The organism is Saccharothrix sp. 6-C, from assembly GCF_016695385.1.
Taxonomy (GTDB): domain Bacteria; phylum Actinomycetota; class Actinomycetes; order Mycobacteriales; family Pseudonocardiaceae; genus Actinosynnema; species Actinosynnema texasense.
Genome location: NZ_CP064192.1, coordinates 6,633,531 through 6,648,646, shown reverse-complemented (window position 1 = coordinate 6,648,646; position 15,116 = coordinate 6,633,531). Strand labels below are relative to the sequence as shown.

The 15,116-nt window shown below is 69.0% G+C and carries 14 protein-coding genes and 1 tRNA gene; 9 read left to right on the top strand and 6 right to left on the bottom strand.

Going from position 1 to position 15,116, the window contains the following annotated elements; genetic code table 11:
- Window positions 1-16 precede the first annotated feature (16 nt).
- From IOD16_RS28020 to IOD16_RS28005, 4 genes are all read right to left on the bottom strand, one after another.
- Window positions 17-859: a spermidine synthase gene (locus tag IOD16_RS28020; RefSeq protein ID WP_201436758.1), complete on the bottom strand. Its 843-nt coding sequence runs from the start codon at window positions 857-859 to the stop codon at window positions 17-19.
- Window positions 856-1,269 (bottom strand): adenosylmethionine decarboxylase, encoded by a 414-nt coding sequence (gene speD / locus IOD16_RS28015; protein ID WP_123746219.1) that lies wholly within the window; start codon window positions 1,267-1,269, stop codon window positions 856-858. Before speD ends, IOD16_RS28020 begins: the two co-directional genes overlap by 4 nt.
- A gap of 54 nt (window positions 1,270-1,323) precedes the next feature.
- The gene (locus tag IOD16_RS28010; RefSeq protein WP_201436757.1) at window positions 1,324-2,508 is read right to left on the bottom strand and encodes a type III PLP-dependent enzyme; all 1,185 of its coding nucleotides are present in this window, start codon (window positions 2,506-2,508) and stop codon (window positions 1,324-1,326) included.
- A gap of 98 nt (window positions 2,509-2,606) precedes the next feature.
- Window positions 2,607-3,824: a metallophosphoesterase gene (locus IOD16_RS28005; RefSeq protein WP_236594432.1), complete on the bottom strand. Its 1,218-nt coding sequence runs from the start codon at window positions 3,822-3,824 to the stop codon at window positions 2,607-2,609.
- A 114-nt stretch (window positions 3,825-3,938) separates the two neighbouring features.
- Between IOD16_RS28005 and IOD16_RS28000 the strand changes: the two genes are divergently transcribed.
- The 3 genes from IOD16_RS28000 to pabB all read left to right on the top strand — a co-directional run bounded on the left by IOD16_RS28000 (window position 3,939) and on the right by pabB (window position 7,608).
- Window positions 3,939-4,442, top strand: coding sequence for a SigE family RNA polymerase sigma factor (locus tag IOD16_RS28000; RefSeq protein ID WP_201436756.1), 504 nt, complete (start codon window positions 3,939-3,941; stop codon window positions 4,440-4,442).
- Window positions 4,439-5,404 (top strand): hypothetical protein, encoded by a 966-nt coding sequence (locus IOD16_RS27995; RefSeq protein ID WP_201436755.1) that lies wholly within the window; start codon window positions 4,439-4,441, stop codon window positions 5,402-5,404. The genes IOD16_RS28000 and IOD16_RS27995 overlap by 4 nt, the downstream gene beginning before the upstream one ends.
- Before the next feature lie 125 nt (window positions 5,405-5,529).
- On the top strand, window positions 5,530-7,608 hold the full coding sequence (gene pabB, locus IOD16_RS27990; RefSeq protein WP_201436754.1) for an aminodeoxychorismate synthase component I: 2,079 nt from the start codon (window positions 5,530-5,532) through the stop codon (window positions 7,606-7,608).
- Between the two features lie 55 nt (window positions 7,609-7,663).
- On the opposite strand, the gene IOD16_RS27985 is transcribed toward pabB, so the two are convergent.
- The gene (locus tag IOD16_RS27985) at window positions 7,664-8,005 is read right to left on the bottom strand and encodes a histone-like nucleoid-structuring protein Lsr2 (protein ID WP_015104119.1); all 342 of its coding nucleotides are present in this window, start codon (window positions 8,003-8,005) and stop codon (window positions 7,664-7,666) included.
- Between the two features lie 274 nt (window positions 8,006-8,279).
- Here IOD16_RS27985 and IOD16_RS27980 point away from each other — a divergent pair, with 274 nt between their 5' ends.
- The 6 genes from IOD16_RS27980 (at window position 8,280) to IOD16_RS27955 (ending at window position 14,246) form a co-directional block, all read left to right on the top strand.
- Window positions 8,280-8,561 (top strand): metal-sensitive transcriptional regulator, encoded by a 282-nt coding sequence (locus IOD16_RS27980; protein WP_123746224.1) that lies wholly within the window; start codon window positions 8,280-8,282, stop codon window positions 8,559-8,561.
- A 70-nt stretch (window positions 8,562-8,631) separates the two neighbouring features.
- Window positions 8,632-8,708, top strand: a tRNA-Leu gene (locus IOD16_RS27975).
- Window positions 8,709-9,123: 415 nt separating this feature from the next.
- Window positions 9,124-11,184, top strand: a complete 2,061-nt coding sequence (locus IOD16_RS27970; RefSeq protein WP_201436753.1) for a GNAT family N-acetyltransferase — start codon at window positions 9,124-9,126, stop codon at window positions 11,182-11,184.
- Window positions 11,185-11,252: 68 nt separating this feature from the next.
- Window positions 11,253-11,732, top strand: coding sequence for an ASCH domain-containing protein (locus IOD16_RS27965; RefSeq protein WP_201436752.1), 480 nt, complete (start codon window positions 11,253-11,255; stop codon window positions 11,730-11,732).
- A gap of 304 nt (window positions 11,733-12,036) precedes the next feature.
- Window positions 12,037-12,860 (top strand): IS5 family transposase gene (locus tag IOD16_RS27960; RefSeq protein WP_201441605.1). Its coding sequence is split into 2 segments (ribosomal slippage): window positions 12,037-12,391 and window positions 12,391-12,860, totalling 825 coding nucleotides; the frame shifts between segments, so codons are not numbered across the junction.
- Window positions 12,861-13,016: 156 nt separating this feature from the next.
- Entirely contained in the window at window positions 13,017-14,246 is a 1,230-nt protein-coding gene (locus IOD16_RS27955; protein WP_201436751.1) for a hypothetical protein, read from the top strand.
- On the opposite strand, the gene IOD16_RS27950 is transcribed toward IOD16_RS27955, so the two are convergent.
- A complete protein-coding gene (locus IOD16_RS27950) occupies window positions 14,173-15,009 on the bottom strand; it encodes a hypothetical protein (RefSeq protein ID WP_201436750.1) in 837 nt (278 codons plus the stop codon). The two genes, IOD16_RS27955 and IOD16_RS27950, sit on opposite strands and share 74 nt — an antisense overlap.
- Between the last annotated feature and the right edge of the window lie 107 nt (window positions 15,010-15,116).

The window sequence follows — 15,116 nt, the reverse complement described above, 5'->3', positions numbered from 1 at the left end:
AGGTACGACTCTCGCGTCAGGCCAGCGAGTGGCGGACCAGGTACGGCGGGATCGAGTTGCCCACCAGCGCCAGGTCGTCGATCGTCTCCGGCTGGTAGCCGCACCCGGGCAGCCGCTCGACCATCAGCGCGGTCGGGTCGGCCACCTCGTCGGCGCGCCCGAACAGGTACGCCCACTCGTGCTCGTCCGAGCCGTAGTACGCGACCGTGTCGAACACCTCGTTGAACCGCTCCCACATGCGGATCAGCGTCGTGTTGCGCCACATCGTCTGGCAGCCCGCCTGCGACACGACCACGCCGCCGGGCGTGAGCAGCGCCTTGCACATCGCCAGGAACTCGGCGCCGTACAAGCGGTTGTGCTGCGCCTCCTCCTCGCGCTCGTCCGGCAGGTCCACCAGGACGATGTCGTAGCGCTCCGACGTGGTCCGGATGTGCTCGTAGCCGTCGATGTACCGGACGTGGATCGGGCCTTCGCCCTTCTCCGCCAACGCGAGCTCGTCCAGCGTGTAGCCGTAGGGGAGGTGCTCGGCGCACAGCCGCACGGCCTGCGCGTCGATGTCGATGTGGTCGACCACCGAGGCGCCGGCGGCCACCGCCATCTGGCACACCACGCCCTCCGACGACCCGATGACCAGCACCCGGTCCACGCGGTCGGCGAGCAGCAGCGCCGGGACCATCAGCGCCTCGTGGTAGGTCAGCTGGCTGAACTCGGTGCTCTGCCGGTCGTCGTCGCAGAACAGCGACAACCCCTGGGACGTGCGGGCGATCACCAGGTGCTGGAACTCGGTCCGGGTGTCGACCACGACCTCGTCGACGTCCCAGTGCCTGGTCATGCCGGCCGCGAGCGGTTCGCGGATCAAGACGCCTTCTCCTCACCGACGAGCGCGGGGACGCGGTGGCCCCGGCTGATCATGTCCGTCCGTGCCGACGCAGCTCCCAGCGCTTCGGCCAGCAACTGCACCGCGAGCGCGGGCTTGGCGCGCGTGCCGCAGGTGAACACGTCCACGAACACGGCCCCGACCTCGGGGTACGTGTGGATGGACGCGTGCGACTCCGACAACAGGGCCAGCACGGTGACCCCTTGCGGCTCGAACTGCTTGGAGACCACCTCCAACACCGTGGCGTCAGCCTGGGTGAGCGCCTCACCGAGCGCGTGGCGCAGGAACCGCTCGTCGTCGAGCAGTTCGGGGCTCACGCCTTCAAGCTCGGCGAGCACGTGCTGTCCTGCGAACAAGCCAACCGGCTCGGATTCGCACGGGAGTTCGGACATCAATCACTCCAAACATCTTCAGGAGGGCACATCAGCGGACAGGCGGGGGCGTGCTCATCGCACGCAGTGGGTGGCCAGCGGCGGGAAGCCGTTGAACGCCACCGACGAGTAGCTGGCCGTGTAGGCGCCCGCGCCGAGCAGGTCGACGTGGTCGCCCGCGCGCAGTTCCAGCGGCAGCTCGTAGCACGTGTTTTGGTACAGCACGTCGTCCGCGTCGCACGTGGGCCCGGCCAGCACGACCGGACCGACCGGCACGTCGACCTGCGGCACGCCGTCGCGGCTGGTCGCCATCGGGTACGCGATGGCCTCGCCCTCGGTCTCCGCGAGGCCGCCGTAGCGGCCGATGTCGAGGAACACCCAGCGCCGTTCGTCCGAATAGGACTTCCGGGACACCAGCACCACTTCTGAGCGGATCACCCCGGACTCCGCCACGATAGCGCGTCCAGGCTCGATCATCACCTCGGGCGTGAAGTCGCCGAAGTGGCGGGTGATCGACGCGGTGATGGCCGCGGCGTACTCGGCCAGCGGCGGCGGCTGCGCCAGGTAGCCCGCGGGCAGCCCACCGCCCAGGTTGACCGTGGTCGGCGACAGCCCCTCGGCGCGCAGCTTCCCGATGATCACGGCCGCGTCGGCGATCGCGCCGTCCCAGCCGTTCGGGTCGAGCTGCTGGGACCCGGCGTGGAAGGCCACCCCGAGCGGAACGAGTCCGAGTTCGGCGGCCAACCGCAGCAGATCCGTCGCCATCTCCGGCGAACAGCCGAACTTCTTGCCGAACGGGTAGGTGGAACCGTTGCTGTCGACCAGGATCCGCAGCAGCACGGACGCGCCGGGCGCGTGCTCGGCCAGGGCGCGCACGTCCTGTTCGCTGTCGGACACGAAGAGTCGCACACCGCGCCCGTGGGCGTACGCGATGTCCCGCGCCTTCTTGATCGGGTTGCTGTAGGAGACGGCCTCCGGCGCCGCGCCGCGGGCCAGGCACAGGTCGATCTCGGCGGGGCTCGCGACGTCGAAGCTCGAACCCTCGGCGGCCAGCAGCCCGACCACGTCGGGCGTCGGGTTCGCCTTGACCGCGTAGAAGATCCCCACCCGCGGCAGCGCGGCGCGGATCGCGGCGAACCGGTCCCGCACCGTCGGCAGGTCGATGACCAGGCAGGGAGTCTCGGGCCGGTCGTGGTCCAGGAAACGACGAATACGAGCCATTGCCTCGTGGAGCCGTTCGTCGGCAAAGCTCGTCGTCATCTCGCTAGGGGTCCCCCTTCGCGACCGTGATCAGGCACGGTCCGACCGTGTTCGGGCACGGCGGTCCACTCTAGGTGCTGGCGGCGGAAAATGCGCTATCAGCCGGCGAACTTGTGACGCAACTCCACGACGGAGATGTCCGGCGCCGCGCCGACGCGCACCGGCGGACCCCAGAACCCGGCCCCGTTGCTGGTGTAGACCTGGGTGCCGTCGACGGTCTCCAGACCGCTGCGCACCGGCTGCTGCAAGCCCACCGCGAGGTGGAACGGCCACATCTGCCCGCCGTGCGTGTGACCGGACAACTGCAGGTCCACGCCGTGCTTGGCGGACTCGCGGACCGCCACCGGCTGGTGCGCCATCAGCACGACCGGCGTGGACGTGTCGCGGCCGTCCAGGGCGCGGGCGTAGTCGGGGCCGTCCTCGAACGTCTCGCCGGTGACGTCGTTGACCCCCGCCAGGTCGAACGACGCGCCGGCCCGCTCGATCCGCAGCCGCTCGTTGCGCAGCGGGTTCACCCCGAGCCGCTCCAGCTCCGCCACCCACGGCTCCACGCCCGAGTAGTACTCGTGGTTGCCGGTGACGAAGAAGCTGCCGTGCGTGCTCACCAGGTCGCCCAGCGGAGCCGCCGCCTCGCCCAGCGCGGCCACCGTGCCGTCGACCAGGTCGCCCACGATGGCGACCAGGTCCACCCGCTGCTCGTTGATCATCCGCACGATCCGCTCGGTGTGCCCGCGGCCGAGCAGCGGCCCGAGGTGGATGTCGCTCACCACCGCGATCCGGTAGCCGGACAGCCGCTGGTCGAGCTTCCCCAGCGTCACCGGCACCCGCTTGACCACCGGGTCGCCCAGCGCCTGCGTGGTGCCGAAGCCGACGACGCCCGCCGTGGCCACGCCGCCCGCGACGGCCAGCGACCGCGCGATGAACAACCGCCGGCCCGGGTCCGCCGGCTGCCCTTCGAGCGCCGCCCCGGGCTGCTCCACCTCGGCGGTGGGCGCGCCGACCGGCACCGGCGCCTCGTGCGCGCGCGCCGCGCGGTTCAGCACCAGCCGGGGGATCTCCAGCACGCCCAGGACCAACGAGAAGTAGAACGCGCCCGCCAGCCAGATGAACCCCGGCCACGCCACGGCGGCGACGAACCCCGACTCGCCGAGCCTGCTCACCGCCAACGCCGACATCACCAGCAGGTAGAGGAACAGCACGACCCAGGTGCCGATCCGGCGGCCACGCCCGGGCCGCGTCGTGGCCCGCACGGCGCGCTTCCAGATGTAGTAGTGGGCCGCGCCCATCACGACCGCGAACAGCACGAAGAAGAACAAGGCGGGGCCTCCCGGTGGTGGTGCGTCCAGTTTCCACGAATCCCGCGACGGGCATGCAACCCCCTGGCCGCCCGCGGGCGTGATTACCGCGTACCGCAGTACGGGGGAGGACAGATGAGTGATCGGGACGCGGCGTTCGCGGAGTACTTCGCGGCGCGGTCCGAGGCCATGCGCGGCACGGCGTACCTGCTGTGCGGCGACTGGCACCGTGCGGAGGACTTGGTCCAAACCACTTTCGCCAAGCTCTACGTGGCGTGGCGGCGGATCAACCGGCACGAGGCACTCGACGCCTACACCCGGCAGACCCTCGTCCGGACGTTCGTGTCCGAACTGCGCCGGGGCTGGTTCCGCAAGGAACGCGTGAGCGAGACGACCGCCGACGTGGCGGGCGTCACGCGCGGCTCGTCGGAGGACCGGCTGGTGCTGCTGGCGGCACTGGCGAAGGTGCCGCCGAGGCAACGCGCCGTGCTCGTGCTGCGGTACTGGGAAGACCTGTCGGTCGAGGAGACCGCCAGGGCGTTGGACTGCTCCGAAGGAACGGTGAAGAGCCAGGCCGCGCGGGGGCTGCAGACGCTGCGCGGCCTGATCACCCCCCAGCAGGGAGAAAAGGTGCGATGAACGAGCACGAGCTGAAGAGCGCGTTGCAGGAAGTGATGGTGGCGAGCAGCCCGCCGCCGCCCATGAGCCCGGAGGCCGCGCTGGACCGCGGCCGACGCGCGCAGCGCCGTCGACAGGCCACCTGGGGCGGCGCGGTCGCGGGTCTCGCGGTGGTGGCGATCGCGGTCGGCGCCGTGATGGTGCCGACCCTGACCGGCGGCGGTCCCGGCATCCAGGTGGCGGGCGGGCAGCCGTCGGAGTCCGCGCCGAGGGTCACCCCGACCGACCGGCCACCGTCGGAAAGGCCGTCGGCGACCGTGCTGCCGACGGGGGGACCGTCGGCGACCGTGCTGCCGCCCAGCGGACGTCCGTTGTCCGACACGAGCACCCCGTGGCCGAACGGGCAGAGCGACCGGACCGCCACGAGCGGGCCGCGCGCCGACAAGGGCGTCCGGCTGCTCAACGACCTGGCCTCGTCGCTGCCGCCCGGCGTGAGGGCCGAGGACCGGACCCGGATCGGCTTCGCCGACTACGGGCCCATGACCTGGCGCCAGGCGCAGTTCGCCGAGTACGCGGGCGACCTGGAGGTCTGGAACTACGACGCGCGCACACCGGTAGTGATCACCGGTGAGGCGGGTGTCGGCGAGCTGTTCATCCGGGTCGAGACCAGGGGCAACACCCGGCTCGGCGACCTCGTCGGGTGCGCGGCGGCGACCAGGTACGCGTACCCGGTCGAGGGCGGCGCCTGTGCGCTGGTCGACGTCGGCGGCAAGCAGGTCGCCCTCGTCACCGGGGCCACCCCGGACGCCGACAGCAACACGATGGACTCCGCGGCGTTCTACCGGCACCCGGACGGCACGCTGGTGACCGTCGGGTACTCGAGCGAGTTCCTGGAGTCGGGTCACCCGGCGCTGTCGCGGCCGGCGTTGACCGGGACGCAGCTCGCGGCGCTGGCCGCGGACCCCAAGTTCCACCTGGACTGAGCCACCACCGGGGACGGGGAGGCCGGGCGCCGCGCGCGCCCGGCCTCTTCGGCGTCCGCGGTCCTCCGGCTCCCTGCTCCGGGGGCCTCCTACCGGGTGTCTGTGCAGGTACCGTGCTGTTTGCCATGCGGACGCTGCTCATCGACAACCACGACTCGTTCACGTTCAACCTCTTCCAGTACCTGGCTCAGGTGAACGGGCGCGAACCGGTCGTCATCACCCACGACGACCCGCGGTTCCGGCTGTCCGACCTGCGGCGCTTCGACAACGTGGTGATCTCGCCCGGACCGGGCCGGCCGGAGCGCGCGGCCGACTTCGGCCTGTGCCGCGCGGTGGTCGAGCACGCCGACATCCCCCTCCTGGGCGTCTGCCTCGGTCACCAGGGGCTGTGCCTCGCGCACGGCGCGTCCGTGGGCTTGGTCACGCCCCGGCACGGCGTGGTGGACCACGTGCGGCACACCGGGGTGGACGTGTTCGCCGGCCTGCCGTCGCCGCTGCCCGTGGTGCGCTACCACTCGTTGGCCGTGTCGGACCTGCCGCCGTCGTTGGAACCGATCGCCTGGGCGCCGTCCGACGACGTGCTGATGGGCGTGCGGCACCGGTCGCGGCCCGCCTGGGGCGTGCAGTTCCACCCCGAGTCGGTGTGCACGTCGCACGGCCACCAGCTGCTGGCCAACTTCCGCGACCTGACCGAGCGCGCCGCCGTGCTGCCCGTGCTGCCGGTGGCTCCTCCGGCGGTGCCGGCCTCGTCGGCTCCGTCGGCTCCGTCGGTTCAGCCGGACCCTTCCGCACCTGAATCGGCGCCTGAGGCGGTCCGTGAGGTGTTGGTGCGGCGGGTCGACGTGCACCCGTCGCCGGAGGACGTCCACGCGGCGCTGTACGGGGCGTCCCACGACGCGTTCTGGCTGGACAGCAGCCTCACCGGGGACCGGGGCCGGTTCTCCGTGATGGGCGACGCGTCCGGGCCGCTGGCGCGCGTGGCGACGTACGACGTGTGGACCGGCGAGGTGACGGTCGACGGGGTGACCCGACCCGGGCCGTTCTTCGACTGGCTGGAGGCCGACCTGGCGGCGTGGCGGGTGGCCCCGCCGGACGTGCCGTTCGAGTTCGCGCTCGGCTGGGTGGGCTACCTCGGGTACGAGCTGAAGGCGGAATGCGGCGGCACGGCGGCGCACCGTTCGGAGCAACCCGACGCGGCATTCGTGTTCGCCGACCGGGCGCTGGTTTTCGACCACGATTCCCGGTGCGTCTACCTGTTGGCGTTGTCCGACGAGGACGGCTGGTTGGGCCGAACGGCCGATTTCCTGCGCCAATTCAGCGCGCCCCCGACGCCCGCGCCCCGCCCGGCCCGGGCCCGCTCCGTGCAGCCGCGACACGGCCGTTCGCAGTACTTGAAGCTGGTGGCGGCTTGCCAGGAGGCCATCACCGCCGGCGAGACCTACGAGGTGTGTTTGACGAACACGGTGACGTGGCGCGGGCCGCTCGACCCGTGGGACGCCTACCGGTTCCTGCGGGCGGAAAGCCCGGCGCCGTTCGGGGCGTTGCTCCGTTTCGGTGCGCTCTCCGTGCTCAGCACTTCACCCGAGCGGTTCATCCGGGTCGACCGACAGGGTGTCGTCGAATCCGAGCCAATCAAGGGGACGCGCCCCCGCGGGGCGACCGCCGCCGAGGACCGGGCTTTGCGCACGGCCTTGGCTGCCAGCGCGAAGGACCGCGCCGAGAACCTCATGATCGTGGACTTGGTCCGCAATGATCTGGGCCATTGCGCGGAAGTCGGCAGCGTCGAGGTGCCCAGGATCTTCGAGGTGGAGACCTACGCGACAGTGCACCAGCTCGTCAGCACCGTTCGGGCCCGTCTGCGTTCCGGTAGTTCGGCCGCACGGGTGGTTAGGGCGGCGTTCCCCGGCGGGTCCATGACAGGAGCGCCCAAGATCCGGACAATGCAGATCATCGACGGGCTGGAAGCCGGGCCCAGGGGTGTCTACTCCGGGGCGCTCGGATACTTCTCACTCTCCGGAACGGCCGACTTCAGCATCGTCATCAGGACGCTGGTGGTGGACCGCGACAAGGTGAGTTTCGGGGTCGGCGGCGCGGTCATCGCGCTGTCCGACCCCGAGGAGGAATTCGAGGAGACCGCGGTCAAGGCGACCGCCCTGCTCAGGCTGGCGGGCGTGGCGTTCCCAGGGCGTTCCACCCTGCCCTGACCTGCTGTTCTCCCCTGCGGCAGAGGTAGTCCACCGCAGGGGAAAACGGCGCCAGTCAGGAAGCGTGGGCTTCCTGGAACTGCACGACCAGGCCCTGGGGAATGCGGCCCCGGTCGGAGATCTGGTGGCCCTGCGCGCGGGCCCAGTCTCGAATGGCCTGGGCCTGCGCCTTGTCACCAGCCTTTACCGTGCTCTTGCCGGTGCCCTTGCGCTGCTTGCGGCCACCTGCGCGGCGCGCCTTGGCGACGAAGTCGGCCAGGGACTCGCGGAGCTTGTCCGCATTGTCCTTGGAGAGGTCGATGGAGTACTCCACACCGTCCAGCGCGAAGGTCACGGTCTCGGCGGCTTCGCTGCCGTCGAGGTCGTCGATGAGTTGGACGACGGTCTGCTGTGCCACTGTTCCTCCGTGTGTGCTCGCATAGCGCGTGCTGCCCTCGACTTGTTACTGCGCCACACGCTTAGGTCGACACCATAGTGCACGAGAGGAATATCGCCTAACCTTTCGCCGGGAAAATGTGTCCGATGCCCCCGGACGGGTCATTTCGCGACACAAACCGCACCGTGCCGAAATGTGCGGCCCCCTCCGCGTCACCCCGTGGTGCCGGTCACACCCGGTCGAGTGGCCTATCCTGGACACGGATACCCGCCCAGGGTAGGGAAGGTCGGGAGCGATGCTCGGTTACACGGCGGACAAGGACGCGTACCTCAAGCGATTGCGCCGCATCGAGGGGCAGGTCCGCGGCCTCCAGCGGATGGTCGAGAACGACGAGTACTGCATCGACGTGCTGACCCAGATCTCCGCCGCGACGAAGGCGTTGCAGGCGGTCTCCCTGGGGCTGCTCGACGAGCACCTGAAGCACTGCGTGGCCCAGGCCGTGGCCGAGGGCGGCGAGGTGGCCGACGCGAAGATCGCCGAAGCCTCCGCCGCGATCAGCCGCCTGGTCCGCTCCTGACCACCCCCGCCCGGCCGCCACCGACCCGAACGGCGGCCGGGCGACCTGATCGAGTACAGTGCTCCCGCTGGCCCCCGTAGCCCAATCGGCAGAGGCAGCGGACTCAAAATCCGTCCAGTGTGCGTTCGAGTCGCACCGGGGGCACCAAAGTGATCAAGCATTACCGCAGGTCATCCCTGTTCCCTCCGCGAGGCTGACTTGAGGGGCGGAAAACGCCCATCCCCGGTCACTGCTGTTCCCGTTGGTCTCCTACGGGGATACGGCCTTCGCTGGCCCAGTCGTGCAACTCCGCTTGAGCTTCTGAGCAGGCGTCGAGCTTCAGCACTCACTCGGCGGCATGGGCGGAGTCTGCGGCCCGCCAGCTGCAGCTCGACGGCTGCCGGTGCCTGGGCGAGAAGCCTGTCTCGCATGCGGAAACTTCGACCGGCGACCGCAGGAGCGCGACTCGGCGACGGCGTTGAGCATCGTGACCAGGGCCGACACGCATACGACAGGCGACGGGGTGGGTCGGCGTCGGTTACCACCTCGGTCCCGGCAGGATGACCAGTAAAGTGCCCGCTCTATGGGCACGCTCGAGGTTGACGAGGTACGGCCGGGTGATCCGGTGGTCGATGAGATCATCAAGTTAGGCAAGCGGTACAGCCGAACCCTGGGGATGATGCCGGCGGGCGCGTTCCGGGAGGCCGCGTACCGAGGCAGCCTGATGGCCGCGAAGATCGACGGCCGGCCCGTGGGCTACGCCCTGTTCCGGCTGCCTCGCAACAACCAGGTCATGCTGTCGCACCTGTGCGTGGCCTCCGAGGCACGAGGTTCGGGTGTGGCCAGCGCGTTGGTGGCCGAGATCCGGTCCAGGCATTCGTCACGGTTGGGTATACGAGCCAAGTGCCGGGACGACTACGGGCTCAACCGCATGTGGGAGGCGTTGGGTTTCCACGCCCGCGGTCCCGCCATCGGCCGCGGCAAGGACCGCAGCCCGATGACGGTGTGGTGGCTGGATCACGGCCATGAGGACCTGTTCAGCTTCCTCACTCAACCCGTGCTGCTGGCAGACGAGCCGGATCTGCTGGAGGCGGCTCTCGACCTGAACATCCTCATGGACCTACACACACGGGCGGACATGCCCGGCGCGCAGCGGTCCCAGGTACTGGTCGCCGATCACTTGGAAGGTCGTCTTCGCCTGGTCGTGACCAACGGTGTCGACCGGGAGTTGGCGCACCGCCCCTTGGACCAACGGACTCCCATCGAGCAGGCCGCGAACCACTACACACGGCGGACTGGGGCTGCCGGTGAAGCCGAGAAGGTGTTCGCGCAACTGGTCCGAGCGTCGGCCGGTGCCGGACGGGCGCTGTCGCCCCAGGACGAGGGAGACCTGTGGCAGATCGCGGAGGCGGCCGCCTCCGGCGTTGGTGTCCTGTTGACCTGGGACGACGGGCTACGAAGGCGGTTCGAGAGCCTGCAGCGGACGGTGCCCGCCCTGGCTTCCTTCCACGTCCTCGATCCGGATCACCTTGTCACCCACTTGGACGAGGTCGCGCGGGCGTGGGCCTACCAGCCCGCACGGCTTCAAGGCAGTGCCTACGACCAGGTGCGAGCCGGCGCGGATGACGAGCCCCGCCTATTGGAGTTCCTGGGCAGGACTTCGGGTGAGACCCGCGGCGAACTGCGCGACCTGCTGCGCAGACTCGCGCGGGAGGAGGTGCCGCGCTGGCTGATCCGCACGGGCGACGAGCCCGCGATCGCCTGCTACGCCGCGTACCTCGACGATCAGGTCTTACGGGTACCGCTGTTGCGGACGGCTGGACACCAGTTGTCCGACACGATCGCCCGCCAGCTCCTCTGGTTGTTACGCCGCGACGCGCGGGAGCACGGCGCACGTGTAATCGACGTCTCCGACCGGCACGTGGGCGGCGTCCTCGGCCGCGCGATGGCGTCCGACCCGTTCCACCACCACGGTGACCACCGGTACGCATGGGTCGTTCCGATGTGCGGGAGCAGCCACGACATCGGCCACGCCGCCAACGAGGCACGTCACCTCGTCAACGTGGGGCCGGGGCCGCTGCTGCGCCCTGGTCTTCCCCCTCACACGGCCGCCGAGATCGAGCGGTCACTCTGGCCGGCCAAACTCACCGACAGCGCGCTACCGCACTACGTCATCCCCATTCAGGTCAGGTGGAGCGGCGACCTGCTCGGCTACCCGATCCAGCTCACGACCCGCCCCATCGAACTGTCCCTTGGGCGTGAACAGGTCTACTACCGGGCCGATGACGCCAGGTTGACCGCGCCCGCCAGGGTCCTGTGGCGAGTCAGCCAAGGGCGCCACACCTCGGCGGAGATCATCGGCACGTCCTTCCTGGACGCCATCGACGTCGATACGCCGGTACGGCTGCACGCAGCTCTCAAGCACTACGGCGTGCTCGACCTGCCGCTTCTGGAGAAGCTCGCCAACGGCAGACCGACCATGCAAGCCGTGCGGTTCTCCGACACCGAACTGTTCGACAGGCCGATCTCCACCAGTACGTACAACCAGCTCAGAGAGCAGCACGGCGGGCCGAAGGCGTTCTACGGACCTCAACCCGTCAAGTCGGAACTGTTCGCCGCCCTATACCAGACCGGCACTGCGTAACCCCGGTCACATTAGAACGCATCGCGTCGAACGTGTGTTCGTCCGCGCTCGCAGATAAGGTCCGAGCCATGATCGCGACACCAGCACCCGAAGGCGAGCACCTGCCCGCCCCACGCCCACTGCTGCTGTCGCTTCGCCCCAGATTCGCCCAGGCGATCCTCGACGGCACGAAGACCATCGAACTGCGACGGACCCGCGTATCCGCACCATCCGGCACGCTTCTCGTCCTCTACGCCAGCTCCCCCGTCATGGCCGTGGTGGGCGTGGCGACCCTGGCAGACAGGGACACCGCCAGCCCAGTGGCCATCTGGCGCCGCTATCGCGGCAGGCTGGGCCTGTCCCAGGCGGAATTCGCCGACTACTTCACCGGTGCCGAACACGCCACCGCACTCGCCATTGCCGCTCCTCGGGCGCTGCCGGAACCTTTGACGCTCAGCTGGTTGCGATCACACGCCGCATTCCAGCCGCCCCAGAGCTACCGGTACATCGCCCCTACCGACCCCTCTCCCCTCACAGAGCTCGTCGTAGCCAGCGCTGGCGCGGGCTGAGGCGAACACACGCGAGCCTCCACACGCTCTCGTTCCGCGGCCGGGACGGCCGAGTTGCGCCTCCGGGGCGGTAACGCAAGGAGCAGCCGGTGAGTCGGCTTGCCCAGTGTGCCCGCAAGGGTGTGTGCTTGCGATGTGCAGCGGCGCGCGAAACTGAACGAGCGTCAGGTGTCCGTTCTCCGCCAAGTGGCGGCGGGTGACGGGCAAATCGGCTCCCACACGCCTGATTTAGAACTCCTAACAGAATGATCTTGGGTATGCTGTGATCTTGTCGGATGTGGTGTTGGTCCGGTGGGAGGTTGGTGTGGCCCGGCGTCGGCCTTGGGAGGTCGAGGACGAGCTGTGGGAGTTGATCGAACCGCTGTTGCCGAAGGTCGAGCGGCGGTTCCGGTATCCCGGTCGTAGGCGGTTGGACGATCGCAAGGCGTTGTGCGGCATCCTGTTCGTGCTCTACACGGGCATCCAGTGGGAGTTCCTGCCCCAGGAGCTGGGCTACGGGTCGGGCATGACGTGTTGGCGGCGGTTGCGGGACTGGAACGCCGCAGGGGTGTGGTCCCGGCTGCACGAGCTGCTGTTGGCGAGGTTGCAGGCCGCGGGGGCGTTGGACTGGTCTCGGGCGGTGGTGGACTCCTCGTCGATCAGGGCGGTGAAGGGCGGCCCAAAACCGGGCCGAGCCCGGTCGACCGTGCCCGGGCGGGCTCCAAGCACCACGTGATCACCGACGGCGGCGGCGTGCCCTTGGCGGTGACGTTGACCGGCGCGAACCGTAACGACGTCACCCAGTTGATGCCGCTGGTCCACGCCGTCCCGCCCGTGCGTGGACGGGTGGGACGGCCGCGGCGTAGGCCCGGCCGGTTGTTCGCCGACCGGGCCTACGACCACGACAAGTACCGCCGCCAACTCCGCGCCCAGGGCATCCGGCCGGTCATCGCCCGCCGCGGCGTCGAACACGGCTCGGGTCTGGGCGTCCACCGCTGGGTGGTCGAACAGACCCTCGCGCTGCTGCACTGGTTCCGCCGCCTGCGCGTCCGCTGGGAGATCCGCGACGACATCCACGAGGCCTTCCTCAGCATCGCCTGCTCGATCATCTGCTGGCGACGCCTCCAACGCCACCACTCATTGCGTTAGGAGTTCTTAGCCGCGACCGTCTACGCGCTTCGCGCACGTGGGCTGGTCACGACTCCTCGGGAGAACGGGGCTTGGACCGCACGGATCACCGAGGCAGGAGACTCCTACCTGCGACACGGGCGTTATCCTGCTTCACAGGTGGGGAGTTCGACCGCCATGCCAGACGCATCCAACTTTCCCGATGCCACGAGGCTTATTCAACAACTGAAGGACGCCGGGACTCTGCGGATCGAGAATCCGGACGAGACATCGCGCGCGGCGTACCGTCGCGCCATCCACGCACTGAAGCAGCGCGGGCTCGTGCCGGAAGGGTTTCTTCTCCGGCATACGGGCCGCAACGGTGGGGACCTGATCATCCAGCTCGTCGACGCGGCAAATCCGGAGGAGACCGAGTGGAATCGGATCAGGCTCGGCGTTCGCGATCAGGTAGCGGCAACGCCCGAGCTGACCAGGATGTTGCGGGCCCACCCAGATGTGATGGCGGTCTCCGAGTCAGCGATGCCTCGCGCGCTCGGACTTGTCGAAGGATTATCGCGGGCTGCGGGGCGGCGCGGCTACACGTTGGCGATGTCCAAGAAGCGCAAGCACAAGGAACTTTTCATCCAGGTGGGCGCACGGAAATTCACCGTCGCCGTCAAAGAGGAGTACGAGGAGGTTGCACATACATCTCAGCAAGGGACGGCCAGCCACAAGCGCTACTCGTGGCAACGTCAGCCCTTGGTGCGCGAGTCGGTTCCTTCAGGTCGCCTCCGGCTGGAGCTCGTGGAGTCACACCACGCACGGCGTAGTACGTGGAGCGATAAGGGCCGGGCTCGCCTCGAGAACATGCTCGACCAAGTCGTCGACGAGATCGAGCATCGTGTGGCCGCCGAGGAGGAGGCCGACCGCGAACGCAGACGGGCGTTGGAGGAGTTCGACGCCCAGCAAAGACGGGAGGCAGCGGAGAAGCTCGCGCTATGGGAGCAGGCGATGGCTCAGGCCCGCGTCCGCGCGACAGAGGAGCGCCGCGCGGAAATCTTTAGCCACGCCTTGGATTCCTGGCTGATGGCGGACCAGGTCCGTGCCTTTTGCGACGCGCTTCGGGAGCGCACCGAGGCGTTACCCGATAGTCGTGACGCGCTGTCGTCGTGGATCGATTGGGGGCGGTCCATGGCTGACAGCATCGACCCGGTGCGTGACCCCAAGGGACTCACCGCGGACGAGTTCGACCGTACCCCCACACCGGACGAACTGCGACCGTACTTGGGCGAATGGAGCCCACACCGTCCGGAAAAGGAGTACCGCGGGCCGCACGCCGCTCCAACGCCGCAAGTCAACGCCGACGCGTACCGGCACCAGACGTGGCATCCAGGACTCCGAGGTCGCGCTCGATGGTGGCAGCCATAGCGTGCGCCTTCCGCTGGCGCAGTTCGGCGACAGCTCGTTGAACGAGTTCGCCCAGTCGGACCACCTCCTCTCGAAGTGCACGCAGTTCGTCGAAACGCTCGACGACCTCGCCGGTGCACCACTCGCGCAGCACGTTCGCCACACGTTCGAACTGCCGCAACTCCTTGTCGTCACGCCGCCACGACGGCTCGCCGTCATAGCGGTCCCGCAGACGCCGCTCCTGGTCGAGGGCCTTGCCCAGGACTTCCTCACCGAGCTTGTCGGCTATCCGGCGTGCCATGGTTCGGGTCGCTGACCACGGGGAGACGAGGACACCGTTGCGGTCGACGAAGCAGAGCGGTTGGGCGGTCAGCTCATCTGGCTCGATACCAAGCAACGTCGCGATTTTCGCGAGATCGAAGATCTCCGCCACACCGGCATCCGCCTTCGTCGTGTGCAGGCGCAACACGTTCTTGGGGCGTACGAAGTCGAACACGAAGCGCGCCGCGTCGAACTCGGATGTACCTCTCACGTCGACAGACTCTTCGACTACTGCGAGTCGACGCCGGTCGTCGTGCAGGAACGGCTCCACGTCGTCCCATAGGGCGACCAGCTGCCCGCGCGCCACCCACTCCTGGAGTCCGGCTTCCTCACCGGCCATAAAGCGCACGTGCACGTCGCCCTGACGCCGTGGCCCTTCGAGCCTGACCACTTCCACGCGGTGAGCTGGCTCACCCAATGCCTTCGGACGGTCGCGGAACACCCAGTGCTCGCCGATCTGCATGGTCGACATTGAGCCACGACCCGATGCCGAAGTCCAGCCGCCACGACAGCCGCTCTTAAGAGCGGCGACGTACGGATGGATGAGTCCGCATTTTTCGGGTTCGGTGG

Coding starts and splice junctions, on each gene's coding strand:
- IOD16_RS27950 (WP_201436750.1), bottom strand. CDS start 15,009: ATGCAGATCGGCGAGCACTGGGTGTTCCGCGACCGTCCGAAGGCATTG.
- IOD16_RS28000 (WP_201436756.1), top strand. CDS start 3,939: ATGAGTGATCGGGACGCGGCGTTCGCGGAGTACTTCGCGGCGCGGTCC.
- IOD16_RS27995 (WP_201436755.1), top strand. CDS start 4,439: ATGAACGAGCACGAGCTGAAGAGCGCGTTGCAGGAAGTGATGGTGGCG.
- IOD16_RS27970 (WP_201436753.1), top strand. CDS start 9,124: ATGGGCACGCTCGAGGTTGACGAGGTACGGCCGGGTGATCCGGTGGTC.
- IOD16_RS28010 (WP_201436757.1), bottom strand. CDS start 2,508: ATGACGACGAGCTTTGCCGACGAACGGCTCCACGAGGCAATGGCTCGT.
- speD (WP_123746219.1), bottom strand. CDS start 1,269: ATGTCCGAACTCCCGTGCGAATCCGAGCCGGTTGGCTTGTTCGCAGGA.
- IOD16_RS27965 (WP_201436752.1), top strand. CDS start 11,253: ATGATCGCGACACCAGCACCCGAAGGCGAGCACCTGCCCGCCCCACGC.
- IOD16_RS27980 (WP_123746224.1), top strand. CDS start 8,280: ATGCTCGGTTACACGGCGGACAAGGACGCGTACCTCAAGCGATTGCGC.
- pabB (WP_201436754.1), top strand. CDS start 5,530: ATGCGGACGCTGCTCATCGACAACCACGACTCGTTCACGTTCAACCTC.
- IOD16_RS27955 (WP_201436751.1), top strand. CDS start 13,017: ATGCCAGACGCATCCAACTTTCCCGATGCCACGAGGCTTATTCAACAA.